Consider the following 20,698-nt stretch of genomic DNA (forward strand, 5'->3'; position numbering starts at 1 on the left):
ACGGAAGCCCGACGGAAGCGGGGACCCGCTCCTCAGAGGTCGCGTCGTACCAGGTACGCCGACAGCGCCCGCAGTTCGTCCGCGGCCCCGCCCTCCGACAAGACGTCGGCCAGTGCGGCCTCCGCGGCGGCGATGTGGGCCCGTGCCTCGTCCAGGGCCGCCGTCCGGCCGCCCGCCGCCTCGACGAGCTCGGCCGCCTCCCGCGGGTCGCCCCCCGACCGCAGCAGCACGGCCAGTCTGCGCGCCGCGGAGGACGGGGAGTCGAGCGCGGCGAGTACGGGGAAGGTCTTCTTGCGTTCCCGGAGATCGCCGTGCACGGGTTTGCCGGTGACGTCGGGGTCGCCCCAGATGCCCAGCACGTCGTCGACGATCTGGAACGCCAGGCCGAGACGGCGGCCGACCCGGTCGAGCGCCGAGACGACGGGCGGCGGGCCACCTCCGAGCTGCGCGCCGAGCGCGGCCGCACCGCCGAGCAGCGCCCCGGTCTTGTGCTCGGCCATCGCCAGGTACTCCGCGGGCCGCACCCGTTCGGGCCCCGTCCAGGGGCGCGCGGCGAACAGCAGGTCCTCCGCCTGCCCGTGCACCAGGTCACCGAGCGCCACCGACAGTACGCGAGTCGCGGAGGCACCCGCCTCGGTGGCCGCGAGCGTCTCGACGGCCAGCGCGAACAGGGCGTCGCCCGCGAGCACCGCGGGCCCCGTGCCGTAGGCCTTCCACACGGCGGGGCGACGGCGGCGGGCCGCGTCCCCGTCCATGATGTCGTCGTGCAGCAGCGAGAAGGTGTGCACCAACTCCACCGCGACCGCAGCGGGCACCCCGGTCCGCCCGGCGGCACCCACCGCCTCGGCCCCGAGCACGGCCAGTGCCTGCCGCACCCCCTTGCCCCCGGGCGCGGTGACGGGAGCGCCACCCACCTCGCACCAGCCGAAGGAGTACGCGGCCATCTCGCCCACCCAGGGGTGCATCCGACCGACGGCCTCCACCAGCGCCGGGCGCACCAGCTCGCGGCAGCGTTCCAGCACCAGGGGGACGTCCGTCGGCACCCGCACCGCCGAGGAGACCAGGGTCACCGTGCGACCTCCGCCCGCACACCGCGATCGGCTGCCCGCGCGCGACGAGCCGCCTCGTCGCCGAGACCCGCCCGGCCGCGCGCGGTGCGCTCGGCATGGCGGCCCGGACCGACTTCGGCCTGGTCCCGCAGGCCGAGTTCCTCTCGCGCCCGGGCCACCATCTGCCGCGCGTGCCGTAGCCCGATCCGATCCAACTCCCCTGCCAGATCCTCCAGTTCGGCAGCGGTCTCGACGCGACTCCGGCCGAGCCGGGCGAGGGACTTGGCCAACCCCAGCCTGGCCAGCGCTTCCCCACGCGGCTCGCTCATCTCACGGAACTCCGCGAGCGCCAGCTCGTACGTGTCCCGCGCCTCGGTGTAACGCCCCGCGCGGTAGAGGACGTTGCCACGCATCTTGTGGTTGTAGGCCAGCGCGCTGGAGAGCCGCATCTCGCGGCAGACGGCCTCCGCCTCCGACAGCAGGGCGAGCGCCCGCTCGACGTCCCCGTCCCGTGCCGAGACGATGTCGGCGAGCCCGCGCAGTGCCCAGGCATGCCCGCGTCGGTCGTCGGCGCCCTCGGCTATCGCGGCCGCCTCTTCGAACATCGCGTAGGCACTGTCGTAGGACCCCCGCTGGCGGTGGATCTGCGCGATGCCCTCCAGCGCCCACACCGTGTGCCGCGCCTCCCCCCGCCGACGGGCCTCGGCCAGCAGCTGTTCGTGCAACTGGGCGACGGCCTCGTAGTCGCCCTGGATCCTGCCCGTCTCGGCCAGTCCCGCGAGGGAGTAGCCGCGCACGACGACGTCCCCGCCCCGCTTGCCCATCTCGGCCGCCAGCCCGAGCAGCCGCCGGGCCAGGGCGAACGAGCCGCGTTGCCGGGCCAGCGTGCCGCCGCTCCACAGGGCCCACGCCATCGCTCCCTGGTCCCCCACCGCTCTGGCCGCACGGTAGCTCGCCTTCCACGCCCGGTCGGCCTCCCCGATCTGCCCCAGCCTGCGGTGCGCCTCGGCCACGGCGAGCCCGGAGCGTGCCGCCTCGCCGTGTTCCCCGGCGCGCTCGGCCTCTCTCAACTGCCGTGTGCCGGCGGCCAGTACCTCGGTGAGAGAGGAATTCACGGACAGGGTGGTCAGAGCGCCCTGGTATTCGGGCGCGAAGGCCTTGCCGTACATGGAACCCTTTCGGTGGATGCGCTCTATACACTCTGCGTATACATGTCGTGTATAGGGAGCGAAAATCGACGCCGCCCCAAGGAGTCGGGGCGGCGCCCGTCACCGATCAAGATGCCGTGCACGCCGTGAGGGTTGCTCGTGAGGCGTAGATCACCCCACCCGGCGCCGCAGGAGGCAACCCACCGTCAACCGCCGACGCACAGCGCTCAGTTGGGGTTGCCCGCGTGAGTGAGCGTCGCCCAGGCGTTGAAGTAGTTGTCCGTGCCCGACGGCCTGCGCGCCTCGGTGTACTTCTGGGTATGGGACATGCCGATGCCGAGGCGGTGGTGAAGGGCGTTGAAGGCGACCTCGGTGACGCGGCCGAGCCCCTTGGCGACCGAGCCGCCGCACAGCCAGGAGGGTACGGCGGTGCCGTTCTCGTAGGAGGTGTGGAAGCCGAGGGCGTGGCGCAGCCGGTCCTGGATCCTGGGGTAGAGGTCCTGGCCCTGGATCCGGCTGGTCTCGGCGATGTTCGCGAGGGAGGCGATGCCCCAGCCGGTGTGCCCGAAGTCGCGGCAGGTCTCCTGGGCGAGGCCGTCGGTGAAGGTGCTCTGGCCCTGCCAGTACTTGATGATCTCGGCACTGGTGTCGATGCTGCTGCCGGCGGGCGGCTCGGGCAGGTCACCGTCGCCGTTCAGGTAGACGTACGCCGGTACGCGGGCGAGGTAGGTGCGGACGGCCTTGTCGTAGGCGGCGCGGTCCTCGATGAACACGGAGATGCCCAGCGCCGCCTCGGTCATGACCAGTTCCCAGTTGCCGTTCTTGGTGGACGCGCCGTTGATCACCTCGGGGAGGTACACGTCGCGCAGCATGGTCGCGAACCGGCCCGCGCCCGGCCAGCCACCGTCGTAGGTGTACTTGATGATCTCGGCGGCGCGCGGCCAGGTGGAACCCGCCCAGCCCGTCTGCAGCGGGGCGTTGCTGTTGGTGTGGTCCCTGATCGTCGCGGACCAGGCGTCCATGATCTCGATCGACTTCCTGGCGTACCGGCCGTCCCGGGTGAAGTACCAGGCGAGCGCCTGCGTGTAGGCCGCGATGGCGTCCTGGCGCTCGTCGGTGCAGCCGTTGTTGGGGTTGGAAGACGAACCGCACTCGACGACGGGCCGCGGTTTCGCGACACGCGACAACGAGGCGTAGGAGCTGGCCATCATGGCGTCGTAGGCGGCCTTCCACGGCTGCTGACCCGCCTGCACCTTCGACCGGGCGTGGTCGAGCTGACCCCGGCTCACCAGAACACCGGGATGGGCGAAGGCGGCCGGCGCGGCCGACGCGCGTGGGGCGGGGCCGGTGAGCTGAGCGCTCAACAGCCCTGCCAGCAGGGCGAGTACACCGAGCAGGGCGGTTGTGGTCCGTGGCATCCGATGACCTCTTCCGTTCAGACGTTTCCGTTCAGGAATGAGAACGCCGTTCCGAATGCAGAAGCTTGGTCCAGACCATAGGAATCTATCGTGCGCATGTCAATACAGCCTTTGCGTCCCCGCCGCAGCGCACGCCTTCTAGGCCCTGTCGTCACATTCCCGTCGTCGCCCGAAGGGCGGCCCCGCGGCGTCGCGTGCAGGGCGTCGCGGGGCAGGCGGGAATTCGACGACAGGGCCTAGAAGCGTCCTGAAGATCTTGAAAATGCGCCCGGCTTGCCCTATTTGATGGCGATTGACATTTACCGGCAATCCAGGGTGAGTCGGGCGGCCAGAGCAAGATCTTCAGCGGTCTCCTAGGCGGCCTGTGCGCCGCTCCGTTCCGCGCGGCGGCGGCGTACGGACAGGCGTGAGCCGGACTCGCGGCGGGCCGCGCGGCGCAGCAGGGGGACCGCGAGAAGGAACCCGAACACCGCCCAGGCGGTCAGCACCAGGGCGACCAGGGGGAGTTCCCAGGAGCCGGCCACCTCCGCGGTCCGGGCCGAGTCGGGGAGCAGCGCCGAACGCAGGCCCTGCGCCATCCACTTGAGCGGAAAGACCGCGGCCACCTGCTGGACCGGAACGGGCAGCATGGTGATCGGGAAGACCACTCCGGAGGTGAGCAGGAGCCCCATCGTCGGCAACATGATCAGCGCCAGCGCCTCACGGGGGTTGGGCAGTACGGCGCCGATGGCCGCACCCAGCGGTACGACGGCGAGCAGCCCGAGCGTGGTGACCCACAGCAGCGTCAGCCAGTCGCCCGGCCCTCTCGGCAGCGGCCCGTCCACCAGCAGCGCTCCGGCCGCCAGGAGCAGCGCCAGAGTGCCGACGGCCACGACGACCACCAACAGGCACTTGGCGACGAGGTAGGCCGGTATCCCGCCGGGCGTGGCGCGCAGCCGCAGCAGGGCGCCCTCCTCCCGTTCGGTCACGAGTATCTGCGGGAGGTTGATCAGTCCCACCTGGAACAGCAGATAGGCGGCGAAGCCCGCCAGCACCAGATGGGTCATCGGGATCCGGGTGCCGGGCACGTCGTCGTCGAGGAAGGCCGCGACGAGCAGCGAAACGACGACGTTCGTCAAGTGGCTGAACAACTCCTTGCCGTTGCGCAGGAAGTGCCGCAGTTCGATGCCACCGCGCCGGACCCCGGCGCGCAAGCTGTTCGTCATAGGTGTCGTCCTCATGCGACCCTCGCCTCTCCGTCCGCGCCCGCATCCTCGTCCCCGTCCCCGTCCCTATCCCTGTGCTCGTTCTGGCCCCCGTGCGTGCCGTCGGCCTCCTGGCGCACCATGTGCAGATACGTGTCCTCCAGCGTCGGGCGGCGGACCTCCAGGTCGGCGATCGGGCCGTTCGCGTGCCGGTGGAGTTCCCAGACCAGACGTGAGGGGTCAGCGGTGCGTTCGCGGCGGGAGGTCCCGTCGTCGGCCGTCCAGCGGACCTCCGCCCGGGCAGCGGCGCGCCGGGCCAGTTCGGCGGGCGTCCCACAGGCCCGGATCCGGCCGCCCACCAGCATGGCGATCCGGTCGGCGAGCCGCTCGGCCTCCACGAGGTCGTGGGTGGTGAGCAGGACGGTGACACCCTCGGCGCGGGCCAGCCGTTCCACCAGAAGGTGGAACTCGTGCCGGGCCTCCGGGTCGAATCCTGCCGTCGGCTCGTCAAGGAAGAGGAGTTCGGGGCGGCCGACGATGCCGAGCGCGACGTCCAGCCGCCGGCGCTGGCCGCCGGACAGCCGGTCCACCTGCCGCCCGGCCTGCTCGCTGAGACCGACCAGGGCCAGCAGTTCGGCCGGGTCCCGCGGGTCGGGGTAGTACTCTGCGAAGTGCCCCAGCAACTCGGCGACCCGCCAGCGGCCATGGTCGCGCCAGGACTGCAGGACCAGTCCGATCCGGCCGCGCCACGTGTCGTCGCCCCGCTCCGGGTCCGCGCCGAGGACGCTCACCTCGCCGCCGGAACGCCGCCTGAAGCCCTCCAGGATCTCGACGGTGGTGGTCTTCCCCGCGCCGTTGGGTCCGAGCAGCGCGAAGACCTCGCCGCGGTGGATGTCCAGGTCGACGCCGTGGAGGACGTCCGTGTCGCCGTACGTCATCGTCATGTCGCGCGCGTGGACGACCGGCCGGGCGGCTGTGTGCTCCTGCGTCATCGGCCCGCCCCCGAGTGGCGTCGCTGTCCTGACGGCGCTTCGGAAGTCACCGGGGCACCCGCGCCCTCGACGATGGCCCGGAGCGCCGCGACGTGCCCCTCGAAGGCGGTGCGGCCCCGGTCGGTCAGCCGGACCCTGGTGCGCCGCTTGCGGCCGCCGCCCTCCTTCTGCAGCTCCAGGTAGCCGGCCTCCTCCAGGGTGTGCAGCTGTTTGGAGAGCGCCGAGTCGCTGAGCGAGAGGCTGTCGCGGACGAACGCGAAGTCCGCCCATTCGGTGGCGGCGAGCAGCGCGACCACCGACAGCCGGGTCGCGGGGTGGATCAGCTCGTCGAAGCCGGCTGGGGTGCTCATCGGCCCGCCTCCTCGTCGGCCGCCGGTTCGCCGCCGCGCCGCACCGAGTCGGCCGCCCACCGGTTGGCCGGACCGAGGGAGAGCACGTACACGGTCACCGCGGCCGTGGCCTGGAGGGGGCCGGCGTAGATCGGCTCCAGCGACTCGGTCAGGTGGTCCGCCAGCACGATCGTCCCGCCGACCAGCACCGCCGCCGCACCGAACGCGGCCCACATGCGCCCGGGGCAGCGGGTGTGGTGCAGTCGCATCCGGCTCCTGCGGCTGCTCATCACGACCAGCAGGCCCAACAGGCCAGCATAGGCGGCCATGAACAGTCCGACGCCCCACTGGGGCAGGTCCATGCCCACTCCGGCGAGGAACACCCACATGAGCGCGGCCGTGCCGTAGGTCATGCGGCGCCCGCCGGACACGGTGTGCTCGAACTCGTCGTACACCCGCTCCTGCGGCACTCGGATGCGTTGCAGATCCCTCCACGCCTGTTCGGCGTCCACCGGCATGCCCACGTCACTCGCCCCTCCCACGCCAACTCGTCTTTCCTATACGGAAAGTTACCTCCCGACTTTCCCGGTGGGCAAGTCGGGAGCACGTCACGTTCGGCGTGTGCGGGACGTTCGGCGGGCCACCGGTGTCATTTCACGGATCCCGCCATCACCCCCTGGACGAAGTGCCGTTGGAAGGCGAAGAACACGGCGACCGGCACGATCAGGGACAGGAAGGCCCCCGGCGCCAGTACGTCAATGTTGCTGCCGAACTGCCTTATCTGCGACTGGAGTTCCACGGTCAGCGGCTGTGCCGAGCTGTCGGCGAACAGGAGGGCCACCAGCATGTCGTTCCACACCCACAGGAACTGGAAGATGGCGAGACTGGCGAGGGCCGGCCGTCCCACGGGCAGGACGAGACGGGTGAAGATGCGCCACTCCCCGCCACCGTCCATGCGGGCCGCCTCCAGCATCTCCTTCGGCATCTCGGCGAAGTAGTTCCGCAGCAGGAAGATCGCGAACGGCAGACCGTAGGAGACGTGGAAGAGGACGACTCCCGGGATGGTGCCGAACAGCCCGAGCTGACCGAAGAGTTTGGCCACCGGCAGCAGGCCGATCTGCACCGGCACCACCAACAGGGCGACCACGAGCAGGAAGAGCGGGTCGCGGCCGGGGAAGTCCAGCCAGGCGAAGGCGTATCCGGCGAGGGCCGCGATGACGACGACGAGGACCGTCGTGGGCACCGAGATCAGGACCGTGTTCCAGAACGCCTGGGTGATGCCCGCGTTGCCCAGCAGCGCGGAGTAGTTGTCGAAGGACAGCTGACCGGGGCTGGTGAGCGCCGTCCACCAGCCGCCCCTGGCCGTGTCCTCGGTGGATCTCAGGGAGGACAGCAGCAGTCCGGCGAGCGGGGTGAGCCAGATCAGGCCGACGACCACGAGGAAGGCCTGGACGAGACTGTTGCCGAGCGCCCGCCTGAGAGCGGTGACGTTCATCGCTGACTCCCTTTGAAGCGGCGGACGTTGAAGACCATCGCGGGGACGACGAGCAGCAGGAGCAGGACGCCGAGCGCGCTGCCGAGCCCCTGGTCGTTGCCGCCGCCGAAGGACACCAGCCACATCTGGGTGGCGAGCACGGTGGCGTCCTCCTGCACCGGTCCCGGCGCGATGATGTAGACGAGGTCGAAGACCTTCATCACGTTGATGACGAGGGTCACGAAGACCACGGTCAGCACGGGGGCCAGCAGTGGCACGGTGATCCGGCGGAACACCTGCCACTCGTTGGCGCCGTCCATCCGCGCCGCCTCCAGAGTGTCCCGGGGCAGGGTGGACAGGCCCGCGCCGATGAGCACCATCGCGAAGCCGGTCCAGATCCACAGGTAGGCGCCGATGACGGCCGGGGTGACGAGCGTCGGACCGAGCCAGGAGATGCCCTCGTAGGGCGGGGCGAAGTTCGAGCCGGGGAGCGTGACGGTGTAGGCGCCGGCCTCCAGGCCGGGGAAGCGGAAGGAGCCGTCGGCCGCCGTGGTCGTGCTCGCGACCGTCCTCCCTTCCCGCTCCGCCTCGACCGTCATCGCCGGCAGTCCGCTCTCCCGGCGGTCCACCGCGCCCTGCTTCCCGCCTCCGCCGGGGGTGAAGTCCAGGTAGACGACGCCGCGCACTTCGCCGGGGCCCGCCGCGCGGGCCGCCGCGGCGTGGGCGGGTTCGGCGCCTTCGAGGTCCTTCTGCGCGACGCCGACCAGCCCGAGGGCGACCGTGTCGCCCGGCGAGACGGTCGCGGTCGTGCGGTACGAGCCGTCGGCGCCCTCCGTGAGGCCCTGGCCGTCACGGGCGCGGGCCGTGGGGTACGAGGAGGCGTCCCGGAAGACGTCGTGGACGCCGACGACCGCCGCGTTGAGGACGCCCTTGTCGGGGTCCTCGTCGTAGGCGAGCCGGAAGATGATGCCGGCGGCAAGGAAGGAGACGGCCATCGGCATGAAGAGCAGCAGCTTGAACGCCGTGGCCCAGCGGACCTTCTCCACCAGTACGGCGAGGATCAGCCCCAGCCCGGTGAGCAGGGCGGGCGCCACCACGACCCACACGGTGGTGTTCCGCACGGCCTTGAGGGTGGCCGGGTCGCGGAACATCTCGGTGTAGTTGTCGCCGCCCACGAACCGGGTGCCGGAGGCGTCGAAGAAGCTGCGGCCGACCGAGAACAGCACCGGGTAGAGGACGAGGGCGCCGAGCAGGACCAGCGCGGGAAGGACGAAGAGCAGGGCGACGGTCCGGCCCCGCCGCCGGGCGCGCCGCCGGGGGGCGGCGCTTCCGGCGGCGGGCGCGGGCGCCACCTTCGTGAGTGTGGCGGTCATCCCGGTCAGCCCTTGTATGCCTTGGCCGCGGCGTTCTCCAGCTGGGCCGCGGTCGCCCGCGGGTCGGACGGGTCGCGCAGGAAGTCCTGGAGGATCTTCCACTCCCCCGCGCCCTTCGTGCCGCCGAACGCGGCCGGTGCCTGGTCGGACATGTCGAAGCGGACCGAATCCCCGGCCGAGATCAGGGACTCGGCGGTCGTCCGGGTGACGTCGTCGCCGTAGGAGGAGAGGTCGAGTCCCTTGTTCGGGGAGAGGAAGCCACCCGCCTCCGCCCACACGGCGGCGGCCTCGGGGGTCGCCAGGTATTCCAGGAGGGCCATGCCGGCCTCGGTGTTCTTGCCGTCCTTCAGGACGACGGCAGCGTCGCCGCCACTGACCACGGGCGCCTTCCCCCCGCCGACCGGCGGGAAGGGGAAGAAGTTCGCGTCCTCTCCGATCTTCCGGCCGAACTGGTCCTTCGCGATTCCGGCGACGAAGTCGCCCTCGTAGACCATGCCGGCCTCGGGCTCGGGGCCGAACACCTTCTCGACGGAGCCGGGGAAGTCGGTGTTGAGGGCGCCCTTCTGTCCGCCGGCCAGGAGCTGCTTGTCCTCGAAGAGGTCACCGAGGGTGGTGAGCGCGTCGACCACGCTCCGGTCGGTCCACTTCAGCTCGTGCGCGGCGAGGGCGTCGTACTTCTCGGGGCCGGCCTGGGAGAGGTAGACGTTCTCGAACCAGTCGGTGAGCGTCCAGCCGTCCTGTCCGGCGACGGAGAACGCGGCGAGGCCCGAGTCGGAGACGGTCCGCCCCGCCTTCAGCATCTCCTCGTACGACTTCGGCGGCTGGACGCCCGCCTGGTCGAGGGCGTCGGGGCTGTACCAGACGGTCGACTTGTGGGCCGCCTTGAAGTACAGGCCGTACAGGGTGCCGTCGACGCTGCCGTAGTCCTTCCAGACCTCGGCGTAGTCGGCGTCGACGGACTTGGCGGCGGTCGCGGACAGCGGCTTGAGCCAGCCCGCCTCGGCGAACTGCTGGAGCACGCCGACCTGCGGGACCATCACCACGTCGGGGGCGTTGCCACCCTCGATCTTGCTGCCGACGACGGTGGAGACGTTGTCGCCGGTGGACACGAACTGCGTCCTGGCGCCGGTCTTCTCGGTGAAGGCGTCCAGGACCTTCTGGAAGTTCTTCTGCTCGGCGCCGGACCAGACGCCGGCCACGGAGACGGTCCGGCCGCTCAGCGGCTTGTCACCGCCGCCCGCCGAGACGGGGTCGCCGCCTCCGCAGGCGGTCGCGCCGAGCGCCAGCGTGAGGACGAGGGCGGTACAGCTCGCGGGCAGGGTGGTACGTGGTCGCATCATCGTCGATGTCCCTTCGGAAGGTGGTGAAGCGGAAGGTGATGGAGCGGACGGCCAGGACGGGTCGGTCCGGTGGGGGAGGCCGGGGGGGGGGTGCGGGGGTTCAGGAATCGGTGTCGTCGCCGATCCACCAGGCGGCCGTGGCGCCGGGGAGGACCCCGGCCGGGCAGGGGCCGCTGGACAGCAGAGGGGTGCCGGAGACGGGTGCCGGCTCGGGCGCCGTACCGAAGTTGACGGCGCAGACCAGGCCGTCGCCGCGGACGAAGCCGAGGACTCCGGGCGGGGTGTCCAGCCAGCGCAGCGTGCCCTCGCCCAACTGGGGTAGGGCGGCGCGCAGTTGCAGTCCGTCGCGGTACAGGTGCCAGAAGGAGCGGGTGTCGGCGAGGGCCCGGTCGGTGGCGTACTCGGCGAAGTACTCGGGCTGCGGCAGCCAGGGCTTGGCGCCCTCCACCCCGGAGGTGAAGCCGAAGGGCGAGGCCTGCCCGGACCACGGCAGCGGGACCCGGCAGCCGTCGCGGATGCGGGCGCGGCTTCCGGTGCGGCGGAAGATCGGGTCGGTGAGCACGTCGTCGGGCAGGTCGACCACCTCGGGCAGGCCCAGCTCCTCGCCCTGGTAGATGTACGCCGCGCCGGGCAGCGCCAGCATCAGCAGGGCCGCCGCGCGGGCGCGGGCGGCGCCGAGACCGCTGCCCTCGGTGGCCGGTTCGCCGTAGCGGGTGACGGTGCGGACCTGGTCGTGGTTGTTCAGGACCCAGGTGACGGTCGAGCCGGTGCCGGCGATGTCCTGCATGGCCTCGGTGATGACCTTGCGGAAGGCGTCGGCGTCCCAGGAGGCGCTGAGCAGGTCGAAGAAGAAGGCCTGGTGCAGTTCGTCGGGGCGGACGTAGCGGGCGTGTTCGCGTGCCGTCGGGACGGAGACCTCGCCGACCAGGAGCCGCTCACGGCCGTCTCGGGCGGTGTATTCCTCGCACACCGCGCGCCAGTGTCGCCACACGTCGTGGACCTCGGGCTGGTTCCAGGCGAGCGGGTTGACCGAGTCACGGGTGCGGGCGTCGGCCTCGGGGTCCGGCGAGTCGGGCAGCTCGGGGTGCTTGAACAGCCCCGCGGCGACGTCGATACGGAAGCCGTCGACGCCCCGGTCGAGCCAGAAGCGCAGGACGCCGTCGAAGTACGCGCCGACCTCGGCGTCGCGCCAGTTCCAGTCGGGCTGCTCGGGCGTGAACATGTGCAGGTACCACTGGCCGGCGCTGCCGTCGGCCTCCGTGACGCGGGACCAGGCGGGTCCGCCGAACATGGCGTGCCAGTTGTTGGGCGGCTCTGCCCCGTCCGGTCCCCGCCCGTCGGCGAAGTGGAAGCGGCCCCGGGCCCGGCTGCCGGGCGGCGCGGCGAGCGCCTCGCGGAACCAGGGGTGCTCGCTGGAGCAGTGGTTGGGCACGATGTCGAGCAGGATCTTGATGCCCAGCCGCCGGGCGTCCGCCACCAGCAGGTCGAACTCGGCGAGGTCACCGAAGAGCGGGTCGACGTCGCGGTAGTCGGCGACGTCGTAGCCGTGGTCGTGCTGCGGCGACGGGTAGAAGGGGCTCAGCCAGATCCCGTCCACGCCCAGCTTCCTCAGGTACGGCAGCCCGGCCCGGACGCCGGCGAGATCGCCGACGCCGTCGCCCGTGCTGTCCAGGAAGCTGCGGACGTACACCTGGTAGATCACTGCGTCGCGCCACCAGCGACGTGTGTCGATGTGCTTGGAGCTCACCCGTTGACCTGTCTGTGCGACCTGACGGTTATGCATGCATGTTAGGTAGGCATGTCACGCAGGTGTCAACGAGTTGACGGAAGCTACCGGGCAGTTGGGGCTTTAAATGCGGACTTATCGGGGCATCCAGGCGCCATGCGAGATCGCCGCGTTACTTAACATGTAACTAGGGAAGCCCGCAGGAAGTACGCGGAGGACTAGCCCTGGGAGATGGCGGCGAGTTCGCGGGTCAGCCGCCGCACCGTCTCCTCGGGCGTCCGGTGCCCGGCCATCGCGTCGTGCACGACCGCCTGGACGACCATGCTGACCTGGTCGTACCGCGGGCTCTTCGGACGTGGCGCGGCCGTGAGGATGCTCGCGCGCAGCGTCGGCAGGTACGGGAACCTGCGCACCAGTTCCGGGTCCTCGTACAGCTCCGCGCGTACGGGAGGCAGCGCGCCCCGGGTGAGGACCTGCCGCTGGACGCGCTCGCCGGTGAGGTACGCGATCAGGCGCGCGGCGGTGTCGGGGTGCTCGGCGTGGGCGCTGACGGCCAGGTTGGAGCCGCCGAGCACACTGGTCCCGGGCCCATCGGGGCCCGGCAGCGGCACGGCGCCGACCTTCCCGGCGACCGCGGAGCCCCGGGCGGAGGCGCTGACGTAGGCGTAGGGCCAGTTGCGCAAGAAGAGCAGCCGGCCGTCCTGGAACGCCTGCCGGGACTCCTCCTCCTTGTACTCCAGCGCTTCCCGGGGGATCCAGCCCTCGCGCACACCGCGAGCGAGGAAGCCGATGCCCTCGCGGGCCGCCGAGCCGACGGTGACGCGTTGGCCCTCGTCGCCGAGGATGGTGCCGCCCGCCGAGTACACGGCCTCGGCCGCGTTGACGGTGAGGCCCTCGTAGGGCAGGAACTGGCCCGCGTAGCCGTCCAGTCCATACCGGGGCGCGATCGTCTTCGCATAGCGTTCCAGCTCGGCCCAGGTGCGGGGCGGCGGCAGGCCCTCCCGCGCAAGGACGTCCGAGCGGTACAGGAGCAGACCCGCGTTGGTGACGTACGGGACGGCGTGGAGCCGGCCGTCGTACGTGGCCGTGTCCACGACCGGCGGGAGGAAGCTGCCGAGCGGGAAGCGGTTCCTCGGCAGCGGGCGGATCCAGTCGGCGGCCGCGAACTCCGAGGTCCACGTGACGTCGATGTTGAGGACGTCGAAGCGGCCGCGTTCGCCCGCCCGCAGATCGGTGATCATCTGGGCGCGGGTCTCGTCGGCGGAGTCCGGCAGCTCGACGAGGGTGACCTTCTCCCCGGGGTGAGCGCGGTTCCAGCCCTGGAGGAGGGGGCCGAGATAGCCGGTGAGGTCGCCCGCGGTGGCGAGGGTCAGCGGACCCCGGCCTCTGAGGCCGCCGTCGGCCTGGGCGCCGGAGGCGCCGTAACCGGCCAGAACGACCGCGAGGACGAGGAGGCCCCTACCGGCGGCGCGTATCCACCGCATAGGTTCCTCCCTGTACACCGGCACCGGGCACCTTCGCCCGGAGTCAGAGGCCATGTATACCTGTTAGGTATGGGCGATACTAGGGCCTGGAACACAATACGAGGCTGCGAGGAGGACAGCTCGAGTGCGCCTGCCCCTCCTGGCCCTGCTGGCGCGCGGCCCGGCCCATGGCTACGAGCTCAAGCAGGACCTTGAGCAACTGCTGGGCGCCGCGTACCCTCAGCCGAACGTCGGCCAGATCTATGTGACCCTCGGCCGCCTCGAGAAGTCGGGCCTGATCGAGGGCGAGGAGGTCGAGCAGTCGAGCCGGCCCAACAAGAAGATCTACCACCTCACCGACGCCGGGCGGGAGGCGCTGCGCGCCTGGTTCGAGGAGGCGGCGGACGAGCCGCGAGTCCGGGACGAGTTCTTCATGAAGCTCGCGCTCGCCCCGCGGACCGGTCTCGCCGACCAGATCGCCCTGATCAACAGACAACGGCGCCACTACCTGAACACCATGCGCAATCTGTCGAAGCTCTCCACAGCCGAGAACGGCCGGGACAACCGTGTCTCCCGGCTGCTGATCGAGGGCGCCATGCTGCACCTCCAGGCCGACCTCGACTGGCTGGAGCGCTGCCAGGAGGAGCTGGAGGAGCCCGGGTGAGCGACGCCCCCATCCCTGTGCTGCGGGCCGAGGGCCTCGTCAAGACCCATCACGGGCAGGGCGCGCCCGCCCATGCCGTACGCGGGGTGGACCTGTGCGTACGGCAGGGCGAGTTCGTGGCCGTCACCGGCCCCTCCGGGGCGGGCAAGTCGACGCTGCTGCATCTGCTCGGCGGACTGCAGCGGCCGGACAGCGGCAGCATCTGGCTGGGCGGCGAGCGCACGGACGACTACGGCGAGGCGCGCTGGGCCGTCGAGCGCCGGCGCCGGATCGGCATCGTGTTCCAGTTCTTCAACCTGGTCTCCGACCTGTCCGTCGCGGACAACGTGGAACTTCCGGCACTGCTGGCCGGGGTCTCCGCCAAGAAGGCGCGCACCGAGCGCGAGGAGCTGCTGGCGGAGCTGGGGCTCACGGGCAAGGAGCGCAGCATGCCGGGCGAACTGTCCGGCGGCGAGCAGCAGCGCGTCGCGCTCGCCCGCGCCCTGGTGAACCATCCTCCGCTGCTGCTGGCCGACGAGCCCGCGGGCAGCCTGGACAGCAAGGGGACCCGTGAGGTGACGCGGGTGCTGTCCCGTTTCCACCGGCGGGGGCAGACGATCCTCCTGGTCACGCACGACGCCCGGCTCGCGAGCGCGGCGGACCGGGTCATCAGCTTCTTCGACGGCCGCATAGCCGACGACGTCGAGCTGGACGGCACGCCGACGCCCGGCGCGGGGGTGCCCGCCGTGCTGGAGCTGAAGGACTGACCGATGCGAGCCATGTTGCGCTGGGCGCACTCGGACCTGCGGACCCATCGCGGCGAGGCGCTGTTCCTGGTCCTCGCCACCGTCGGCATCGTCACCTCCCTGCTGCTGGCGGCGGCCCTCTTCGGCTACGCCACCAACCCCTGGCAGCGTGTCTTCACGCAGTCCCGGGGCGCCCATGTGTGGATCCACACCGCCGCCTCCGCCGAGGCCTCCGACCTCACCGCGCTGGAGGACCTGGACGGGGTAGAGGCCGTCGCGGGCCCCTACCCCACCGCCGCCACCACGCTCGCCTCCCGTGGCACACGCGCCTCGGTCGAGCTGCGCGGCACCGGCGAGCGGCCCGTCACCGGCCGCCCGCTGCTCACCTCCGGACGCTGGCTGGATCCCGACAGGCCGGACGGGGTGGTACTGGAGAGCGGCCTCGCCCAGGCACTGCTGGCCGGTCCCGGGGACGTCCTCACCCTGCCGGGCGACGGCAGGACACTGACCGTCCTCGGTGTCGCCGACAGCGCCGAGCCCGGTTACCGCAAGGGCGAGCGGCCCGGAGTGGTGTGGGCGGCGCCCGCCGTCCTGCCCCGTTCCGGCCCCGGGTCCGGCGACGGCCAGGTGATCGGGCTGCGGCTGACCGACCCGGACGCCACCGACTACGCCGTCCAGCGGGCCGTCACCCTGCTCGGGGCCGGCGCCGTCAGCGAGGTCTCCTCCTGGCAGCAGGCCCGGTCCGAGGCCCAGGGCGACGACCGGCTGCTCGGCCAGGTGCTGGGGCTCTTCGGGCTGGGCGCGCTGGTCGCCGCGGGACTCGCCGTGCACGGGGCGATCGGCACCCGGGTCCGGGGGCACCTGCGGGACATCTCGATCCTGAAGGCGATCGGGTTCACCCCGGGCCAGCTGGTGCGTGTCTTCCTGCTTCAGCACCTCGCCTACGCCTTGCTGGGGGCCGTGGCCGCGGCGGTGCTCACCGAGGCGCTGGCGCCCCGGCTGCCGGGCCGGCTCGGGGACGCGGTCGATGTGTGGCAGGGCCTGCCGGGGCACACGACGGCCCTCGTCGTGGTGCCGGTGGCGGTGGTGCTGTTCATCGGCGCGACCACCGGCCTCGCGGCCTGGCGGGCGGGGCGGGTCCCGCCGGTACCGGTACCCCGTGCCGCCCTGCCGGCCGGCGGGCCGCTGTCCGCGCCGGCACGCCGGGCGCTCGCCCTGCGGCTGCCGCCCGCGCTGGTGCTCGGCTGGCACAAGGCGTTCACCCGCCGTCCGCGCACCCTGGCCACCGTCGGGCGGCTCGCGCTGCCGTTGACGCTGATCGTGGTGGCGATGAGCGCGTGGACGACCATCGACCGCTTCCACGGCCACCCGGAGCGGATGGGCCTGCCCGCCGCGCTGACCGTGCGTGCCGACGACGGTGCGAACGCCGCCGCCACGCAAGCTCTCCTGGCCCGTCATCCGGACGTGACCGCCGTCCACCCCGGGGTCGAGGTGGCCGCCCTGGTGCCGGGCCAGACGGCGACGATCGCGCTGCGCGGCCTCGGCACGGACGCGGACCCCTTCCCTTTCACGCTCGCCGAGGGCCGTACCGCCCGGGGACCCGACGAGGCGGTGGCCGGGCAGGGGCTGCTGGACCTGCTGGACGTGCGCGTGGGCGACTGGGTGCGCATGACGGTGGGCGGCCGGCCGCAGATCCTGCACATCGTGGGCCGCAGCATCGAACCGGACAACGCCGGCCGCGTCATCTCCACCTCCCTGGACACGCTCCGGGAGAACGACCCCGCACTCCGCTCCACGCTCTACCAGCTGCGGCTGCGCCCCGACGCCGATCCGCAGGCGGTCGCGGCCGATCTGACCGGCGCGGTGGGCCGAGGACAGTTGGAGGCGCACGCCGTGACGAACCCCGCCGACGGCCTCTCGCCGCTGCGGGGTGTCGTCATCGGCCTGCTGGGCGTTCTCGCGCTGATCGGTCTGGTCGAGCTGCTGACCGTCATCGGCGGCACGGTGCGCGAGAGCGAACGGGACCTGCTGGCGCTCAAGGCGGCCGGGCTGTCACCGCGGCAGATCACCGCTATCACCGTGACCGCCACGGGCTGCACCGCCCTGGCCGCGCTCACTGTCGCCCTGGCCCTGGGGCTCCCCCTCGCACGATGGCTGATCGACGCGCAGGGCAGGTCGAGCGGCATCGGGGCCGGCATCGCGCAGGGGCCCTCCCTCCTGGCGTTGTCCGCCTTCGGTGCGGCGGCGCTGCTGGGGGCACTGGCCCTGGCCGCCGTACCCGCGTCCCGCGCGTCCCGCCGACGCCTCGCGGACACGCTGAGCGCGGTGGCGTAGCGGAACGCACGCAGACACCCGGACCTCTGATCCCGCCCTCCGAACCCCGGCCTCCCGACCCCGCGGCTTCCCGGTCGCCTGTCGTCACGGTCAGAGAAAGCGGCGGATGGGCTGTACCGCGGTCTCCCGGGCCCTCTGCAGGAGGGAGCGTCGCTTCCACCGGCCGGGCAGGATGGCGTCGCTCGACGCGATGTCCGCCTCGAAGTGCGCGTCGAGGGCACGGGTGAACTCCTCGTCGAGCACGGCCAGCATGAGCTCCTCGTCGTGGTCGAGGGAGCGGCGGTTGAAGTTGGTCGAACCGATCAGCGCGGCGACGCGGTCGACGGTGACGACCTTCGCGTGCATCATCGTCGGCCGGTACTGGTGGATCCTCACTCCGCAGGCGATCAGGTCGTCGTAGTAGTGCTGACCGGCCAACTGGCAGACCCGCTTGTCGGTGTGCCGACCCGGCAGGAGGATCTCCACCTCCACCCCGCGCCGGGCGCTGGCGCACAGCAGATCCACGAAGTACGCGTCCGGCGAGAAGTAGGCGGTGGCCAGGCGGAAGCGTTCCTCGGCGGACTCCAGCATGACGCGCATCAGGGTCTGCATGTCCTGCCAGCCGAGGCTGGCCGAGCCGCGCACGACCTGGACGATCGCCTCGCCCTGCGGGCGGTGCTCGATGAACCGGTCCCGTTCGTCGAAGAGTTCGTCGTGGCACTCGGCCCAGTTCTGCGCGAACGCCGCGGCTATGCCGTCGACCGCGGGCCCGCGGACCTCGACGTGCGTGTCGCGCCACTCGTTCTCGTCACGCGCGTCACCGCACCATTCCTGGGCGATGCCCACCCCGCCTGTGAACGCCGTCTCCTCGTCGACGACGAGGACCTTGCGGTGGCAGCGGTGGTTCTGTTTGAGCGGTGAGAGATACAGCGGCTTACGGAACCAGGCCACCTGAACACCGGCCCGCTCCATCGTCTCCAGTTGCTCGGTCTCGATCAGCCGGCTGCCGAACCCGTCCAGGAGGAGCCGTACCCGCACCCCGGCGCGGGCCCGCTCCGCGAGCGCCTGGGCGAACTCGCGGGCGATGTCCCCCCTCCAGTACACGAACGTCATCATGTCCACCGTGTGCCGGGCACGACGGATCGCGCCCACCATCGCGGCGAAGATCTCGTCCCCGTTGCGCAGCGGGGTGAGCGCGTTGCCCTCGGTCGCCGCGACTCCTATCAGCCGTTCCAGCCGGCGGCGCAGGCGCAGGACGCGGTACTCCACGGACGGCGTGCCGGGGCCTTCGCGGAGCCGGGGAGCCGACTCGGGCGTTGGTCTTGCACCGGTCGTGTCTCGCGTGCGGGTCATGACAGTCGGCATCTCGCCCGTGTCACCATCGGTGCCAGCGGCCACGGCCACCACCGGCGTGGGTGGAGCGCATCACGAAGCCCAGCAGCCACAGCACCAGGACGACGAGAGCCACCCACCACAGCACTTCGAGGGCGAAACCCGCACCGAAGAGGATCACGGCGAGAAGCAGAACCAGAAGCAGGGGAACCATTGTCATCAACCTCCTGCACCCTCGTTTGCCCTGTCAATGCTTCACCAATCCCCCATCTTTCCTTGTTTGTGAAGGCACAACTGGGGCACGGGGGGCTCTCATTCGGGATTGCCGTGCCAGTCCAGCACCAGGACCGTGGCGTCGTCCTTGAGGTGGCCGTGACAGGCGTCGAGCACGGCGGCGGTCAGGCTGCGGACGACTTCCCTCGGATGCAGATCGTGGGTGTCCTTCAGGACCGAGGCCAGATCGGCGGCCGCCGCGCCGCGGTCCTGCATCCCGTCGGTGAGCAGGACCAGGCGGTCGCCGGGGCGCAGCCGCAGTTCCTGTACGCGGTAGGGGACGGGGGCAGACACTCCGAAGGGCAGGTTGACGGCGAGTGCGACCTCTTCGACGGTGCCGTCACGCAGCCGCAGCGGCCAGGGGTGTCCGGCGTTGACCAGTTCGCACAGGCCTGTCGCCAGTTCGACGCAGAGCAACTGCCCGGTGGCCAGGCCCCGGCTGTGGCGCAACAGGGCCTGGTGGGCGTGCTCGGCCTGGGCGAGGGCGTCACAGCCGCTGCGGCGCGCCTGTCGTAGCGCGCCGACCAACAACGTGGCGAGCAGGGCGGACTGGGTGTCGTGGCCCATGGCGTCGGTGATGGACAGGTGCAGGGTGTCTCGGTCGAGCGTGTAGTCGTAGGTGTCGCCCCCGATGTCGTCGGCCGGGACGAGCCCGGCCGCGAGGGTGAACTGGGCCGCCTCGCAGCAGGGGGACGAGGGCAGCAGTTGGTGCTGGATCTCGGCGGCCAGACTGGTGCGGGTGGTCCGTCTGCCCAGGTGGTACAGATCGGTGAAGCGGCGGTCCGTGACGATGATGTAGGCCAACGCGTGGGCCGCGTCGCGAACCTGCCGGAGCACGGTGTCCGCGGTGTGCTGCAGGGTCACTTCCAGGAGGCCGATGCAGTCGCCGCGGTTGGTGACCGGCGTGATGACGCGCTGTCCGCCCTGTCCGTCCGAATCCATGTGCTGGCGCTGGCTCCGCAGTACGTCGCCGTAGACGCTGCCGTGCAGATCGATCGGCTCGGTCCGGTACACGCACTCGTCCGCGGGCGCGGGGAGCCGTACCAGCCGCTGTCCCATGAGGTCGACGAACAGAAACGACACACCCTCCGCGCCCAGCCGCTTCTGCAGATCGTGCGCCACCACTTCGACGGAATCGCCGGGCGGGGCCGCCTCCGCAGCGGCCAACAACTCACCCAGTTCCAGGTCTGCACCTTCCACGACAACCTCCGATCGGTTGCCGCACCTTCTTCCCCGAGTTTTAGTGACATCACCCGACGCGCCCACGAGAAGGCGGTCACAGCCCGCGTCACGCGCGCTGCCGTGGTGCGCCTACTCCGCGGGAACGCCGTACGAGCTCAACGCCGTCGTGGGACGTTTCGATCTGCTCAGGAGCGGGACCGCCGGGATGCGGGACGCGGATGTCGTCCCGCTCCGCCGGGGCATGGGGCTGGTTGTCAATGCCGCGCTCGCCCTGATCGATGTCGTGGTGGAGGGCGCTGAAGAGGCGGGCCGTCACGACCTGTTCCAGGAGCTGGGGCTCGGCCGGGAACAGGACATGGGCGGCTGGCGGTCGGCCGGCCGGACCGCTCGGTGGGCGGCCACCTACGACGAGTGGCATCGACGGCAGTCGGCGGAGCGCGAGCAAGCGGCGCGTGCCGCTGCGGAGTTCGAGAGGTGCAGGAGGCTCCCCGACGTCCCGGTGGCGCTGGACAGCAAGGCGATCATGGAGCTGCTGGGACTGCCCCCGGGCCCGCTGATCGGTGCGGCCACTCGCCATCTGCAGGATCTGCATCTCGCACGCGGCCCGTTGTCACGGAAAGAGGCCCGGACTCTGCTGCGGACCTGGGCCGCGGAGCAGGATGCGGGGCGCCGCGACGGCCGAACTCACGTGCTGCCGTAACGAGGAGGAACCA

The 20,698-nt window shown here is 71.5% G+C and carries 19 protein-coding genes; 4 read left to right on the forward strand and 15 right to left on the reverse strand.

Going from position 1 to position 20,698, the window contains the following annotated elements; all coding sequences use genetic code 11:
* Positions 1–32: 32 nt before the first annotated feature.
* The 12 genes from P8T65_RS03230 to P8T65_RS03285 form a co-directional block, all read right to left on the reverse strand.
* The gene (locus tag P8T65_RS03230; protein WP_316723886.1) at positions 33–1,070 is read right to left on the reverse strand and encodes a polyprenyl synthetase family protein; all 1,038 of its coding nucleotides are present in this window, start codon (positions 1,068–1,070) and stop codon (positions 33–35) included.
* Positions 1,067–2,218, reverse strand: a complete 1,152-nt coding sequence (locus P8T65_RS03235) for a tetratricopeptide repeat protein (protein WP_316723887.1) — start codon at positions 2,216–2,218, stop codon at positions 1,067–1,069. Before P8T65_RS03235 ends, P8T65_RS03230 begins: the two co-directional genes overlap by 4 nt.
* A gap of 206 nt (positions 2,219–2,424) precedes the next feature.
* On the reverse strand, positions 2,425–3,615 hold the full coding sequence (locus P8T65_RS03240) for an alginate lyase family protein (RefSeq protein ID WP_316723888.1): 1,191 nt from the start codon (positions 3,613–3,615) through the stop codon (positions 2,425–2,427).
* 353 nt (positions 3,616–3,968) lie between these two features.
* On the reverse strand, positions 3,969–4,820 hold the full coding sequence (locus P8T65_RS03245; RefSeq protein WP_316723889.1) for an ABC transporter permease: 852 nt from the start codon (positions 4,818–4,820) through the stop codon (positions 3,969–3,971).
* Positions 4,821–4,831: 11 nt separating this feature from the next.
* Complete coding sequence (locus tag P8T65_RS03250) at positions 4,832–5,791, reverse strand: ABC transporter ATP-binding protein (RefSeq protein WP_316723890.1); 960 nt, start codon at positions 5,789–5,791, stop codon at positions 4,832–4,834.
* Positions 5,788–6,141: a transcriptional regulator gene (locus P8T65_RS03255; RefSeq protein ID WP_230223437.1), complete on the reverse strand. Its 354-nt coding sequence runs from the start codon at positions 6,139–6,141 to the stop codon at positions 5,788–5,790. The genes P8T65_RS03250 and P8T65_RS03255 overlap by 4 nt, the downstream gene beginning before the upstream one ends.
* Positions 6,138–6,662 carry a hypothetical protein gene (locus P8T65_RS03260; RefSeq protein ID WP_316723891.1) on the reverse strand — a complete coding sequence of 175 codons (525 nt, stop codon included), beginning with the start codon at positions 6,660–6,662 and terminating at the stop codon, positions 6,138–6,140. The genes P8T65_RS03255 and P8T65_RS03260 overlap by 4 nt, the downstream gene beginning before the upstream one ends.
* A gap of 107 nt (positions 6,663–6,769) precedes the next feature.
* Positions 6,770–7,615, reverse strand: a complete 846-nt coding sequence (locus P8T65_RS03265; RefSeq protein ID WP_184903056.1) for a carbohydrate ABC transporter permease — start codon at positions 7,613–7,615, stop codon at positions 6,770–6,772.
* A complete protein-coding gene (locus tag P8T65_RS03270; protein WP_316723892.1) occupies positions 7,612–8,967 on the reverse strand; it encodes an ABC transporter permease subunit in 1,356 nt (451 codons plus the stop codon). The genes P8T65_RS03265 and P8T65_RS03270 overlap by 4 nt, the downstream gene beginning before the upstream one ends.
* 5 nt (positions 8,968–8,972) lie before the next feature.
* The gene (locus P8T65_RS03275; RefSeq protein ID WP_316723893.1) at positions 8,973–10,307 is read right to left on the reverse strand and encodes an ABC transporter substrate-binding protein; all 1,335 of its coding nucleotides are present in this window, start codon (positions 10,305–10,307) and stop codon (positions 8,973–8,975) included.
* Positions 10,308–10,407: 100 nt separating this feature from the next.
* Positions 10,408–12,054 (reverse strand): alpha-amylase family glycosyl hydrolase, encoded by a 1,647-nt coding sequence (locus tag P8T65_RS03280; protein WP_399098249.1) that lies wholly within the window; start codon positions 12,052–12,054, stop codon positions 10,408–10,410.
* Between the two features lie 197 nt (positions 12,055–12,251).
* The gene (locus P8T65_RS03285; protein ID WP_316723895.1) at positions 12,252–13,517 is read right to left on the reverse strand and encodes an ABC transporter substrate-binding protein; all 1,266 of its coding nucleotides are present in this window, start codon (positions 13,515–13,517) and stop codon (positions 12,252–12,254) included.
* A gap of 124 nt (positions 13,518–13,641) precedes the next feature.
* Between P8T65_RS03285 and P8T65_RS03290 the strand changes: the two genes are divergently transcribed.
* From P8T65_RS03290 to P8T65_RS03300, 3 genes are read left to right on the forward strand one after another with little or no spacing between them, the layout of a single operon-like run.
* A complete protein-coding gene (locus P8T65_RS03290) occupies positions 13,642–14,160 on the forward strand; it encodes a PadR family transcriptional regulator (RefSeq protein WP_184903048.1) in 519 nt (172 codons plus the stop codon).
* Positions 14,157–14,906, forward strand: a complete 750-nt coding sequence (locus tag P8T65_RS03295) for an ABC transporter ATP-binding protein (RefSeq protein ID WP_316723896.1) — start codon at positions 14,157–14,159, stop codon at positions 14,904–14,906. Before P8T65_RS03290 ends, P8T65_RS03295 begins: the two co-directional genes overlap by 4 nt.
* Before the next feature lie 3 nt (positions 14,907–14,909).
* The gene (locus P8T65_RS03300; protein WP_316723897.1) at positions 14,910–17,219 is read left to right on the forward strand and encodes an FtsX-like permease family protein; all 2,310 of its coding nucleotides are present in this window, start codon (positions 14,910–14,912) and stop codon (positions 17,217–17,219) included.
* Positions 17,220–17,309: 90 nt separating this feature from the next.
* Here the strand turns inward: P8T65_RS03300 and P8T65_RS03305 are convergent, their stop codons facing one another.
* The 3 genes from P8T65_RS03305 to P8T65_RS03315 form a co-directional block, all read right to left on the reverse strand.
* On the reverse strand, positions 17,310–18,551 hold the full coding sequence (locus tag P8T65_RS03305) for a phospholipase D-like domain-containing protein (protein WP_316723898.1): 1,242 nt from the start codon (positions 18,549–18,551) through the stop codon (positions 17,310–17,312).
* Between the two features lie 22 nt (positions 18,552–18,573).
* Positions 18,574–18,744, reverse strand: coding sequence for a hydrophobic protein (locus P8T65_RS03310; RefSeq protein WP_316731462.1), 171 nt, complete (start codon positions 18,742–18,744; stop codon positions 18,574–18,576).
* Positions 18,745–18,842: 98 nt separating this feature from the next.
* Positions 18,843–20,003 carry a PP2C family protein-serine/threonine phosphatase gene (locus P8T65_RS03315; RefSeq protein ID WP_316723899.1) on the reverse strand — a complete coding sequence of 387 codons (1,161 nt, stop codon included), beginning with the start codon at positions 20,001–20,003 and terminating at the stop codon, positions 18,843–18,845.
* A gap of 148 nt (positions 20,004–20,151) precedes the next feature.
* Between P8T65_RS03315 and P8T65_RS03320 the strand changes: the two genes are divergently transcribed.
* Entirely contained in the window at positions 20,152–20,685 is a 534-nt protein-coding gene (locus P8T65_RS03320; RefSeq protein ID WP_316723900.1) for a hypothetical protein, read from the forward strand.
* The last annotated feature ends 13 nt before the right edge of the window (positions 20,686–20,698 follow it).

The organism is Streptomyces sp. 11x1, from assembly GCF_032598905.1.
Taxonomy (GTDB): Bacteria; Actinomycetota; Actinomycetes; order Streptomycetales; family Streptomycetaceae; genus Streptomyces.

What these genes read in the sequence shown, in the direction of transcription:
- P8T65_RS03265 (WP_184903056.1), bottom strand. Translation starts at nt 7,615, where the DNA reads ATGAACGTCACCGCTCTCAGGCGGGCGCTCGGCAACAGTCTCGTCCAG.
- P8T65_RS03235 (WP_316723887.1), bottom strand. Translation starts at nt 2,218, where the DNA reads ATGTACGGCAAGGCCTTCGCGCCCGAATACCAGGGCGCTCTGACCACC.
- P8T65_RS03305 (WP_316723898.1), bottom strand. Translation starts at nt 18,551, where the DNA reads ATGACCCGCACGCGAGACACGACCGGTGCAAGACCAACGCCCGAGTCG.
- P8T65_RS03275 (WP_316723893.1), bottom strand. Translation starts at nt 10,307, where the DNA reads ATGATGCGACCACGTACCACCCTGCCCGCGAGCTGTACCGCCCTCGTC.
- P8T65_RS03300 (WP_316723897.1), top strand. Translation starts at nt 14,910, where the DNA reads ATGCGAGCCATGTTGCGCTGGGCGCACTCGGACCTGCGGACCCATCGC.
- P8T65_RS03240 (WP_316723888.1), bottom strand. Translation starts at nt 3,615, where the DNA reads ATGCCACGGACCACAACCGCCCTGCTCGGTGTACTCGCCCTGCTGGCA.
- P8T65_RS03285 (WP_316723895.1), bottom strand. Translation starts at nt 13,517, where the DNA reads ATGCGGTGGATACGCGCCGCCGGTAGGGGCCTCCTCGTCCTCGCGGTC.
- P8T65_RS03310 (WP_316731462.1), bottom strand. Translation starts at nt 18,744, where the DNA reads ATGGTTCCCCTGCTTCTGGTTCTGCTTCTCGCCGTGATCCTCTTCGGT.
- P8T65_RS03255 (WP_230223437.1), bottom strand. Translation starts at nt 6,141, where the DNA reads ATGAGCACCCCAGCCGGCTTCGACGAGCTGATCCACCCCGCGACCCGG.
- P8T65_RS03245 (WP_316723889.1), bottom strand. Translation starts at nt 4,820, where the DNA reads ATGACGAACAGCTTGCGCGCCGGGGTCCGGCGCGGTGGCATCGAACTG.
- P8T65_RS03250 (WP_316723890.1), bottom strand. Translation starts at nt 5,791, where the DNA reads ATGACGCAGGAGCACACAGCCGCCCGGCCGGTCGTCCACGCGCGCGAC.
- P8T65_RS03270 (WP_316723892.1), bottom strand. Translation starts at nt 8,967, where the DNA reads ATGACCGCCACACTCACGAAGGTGGCGCCCGCGCCCGCCGCCGGAAGC.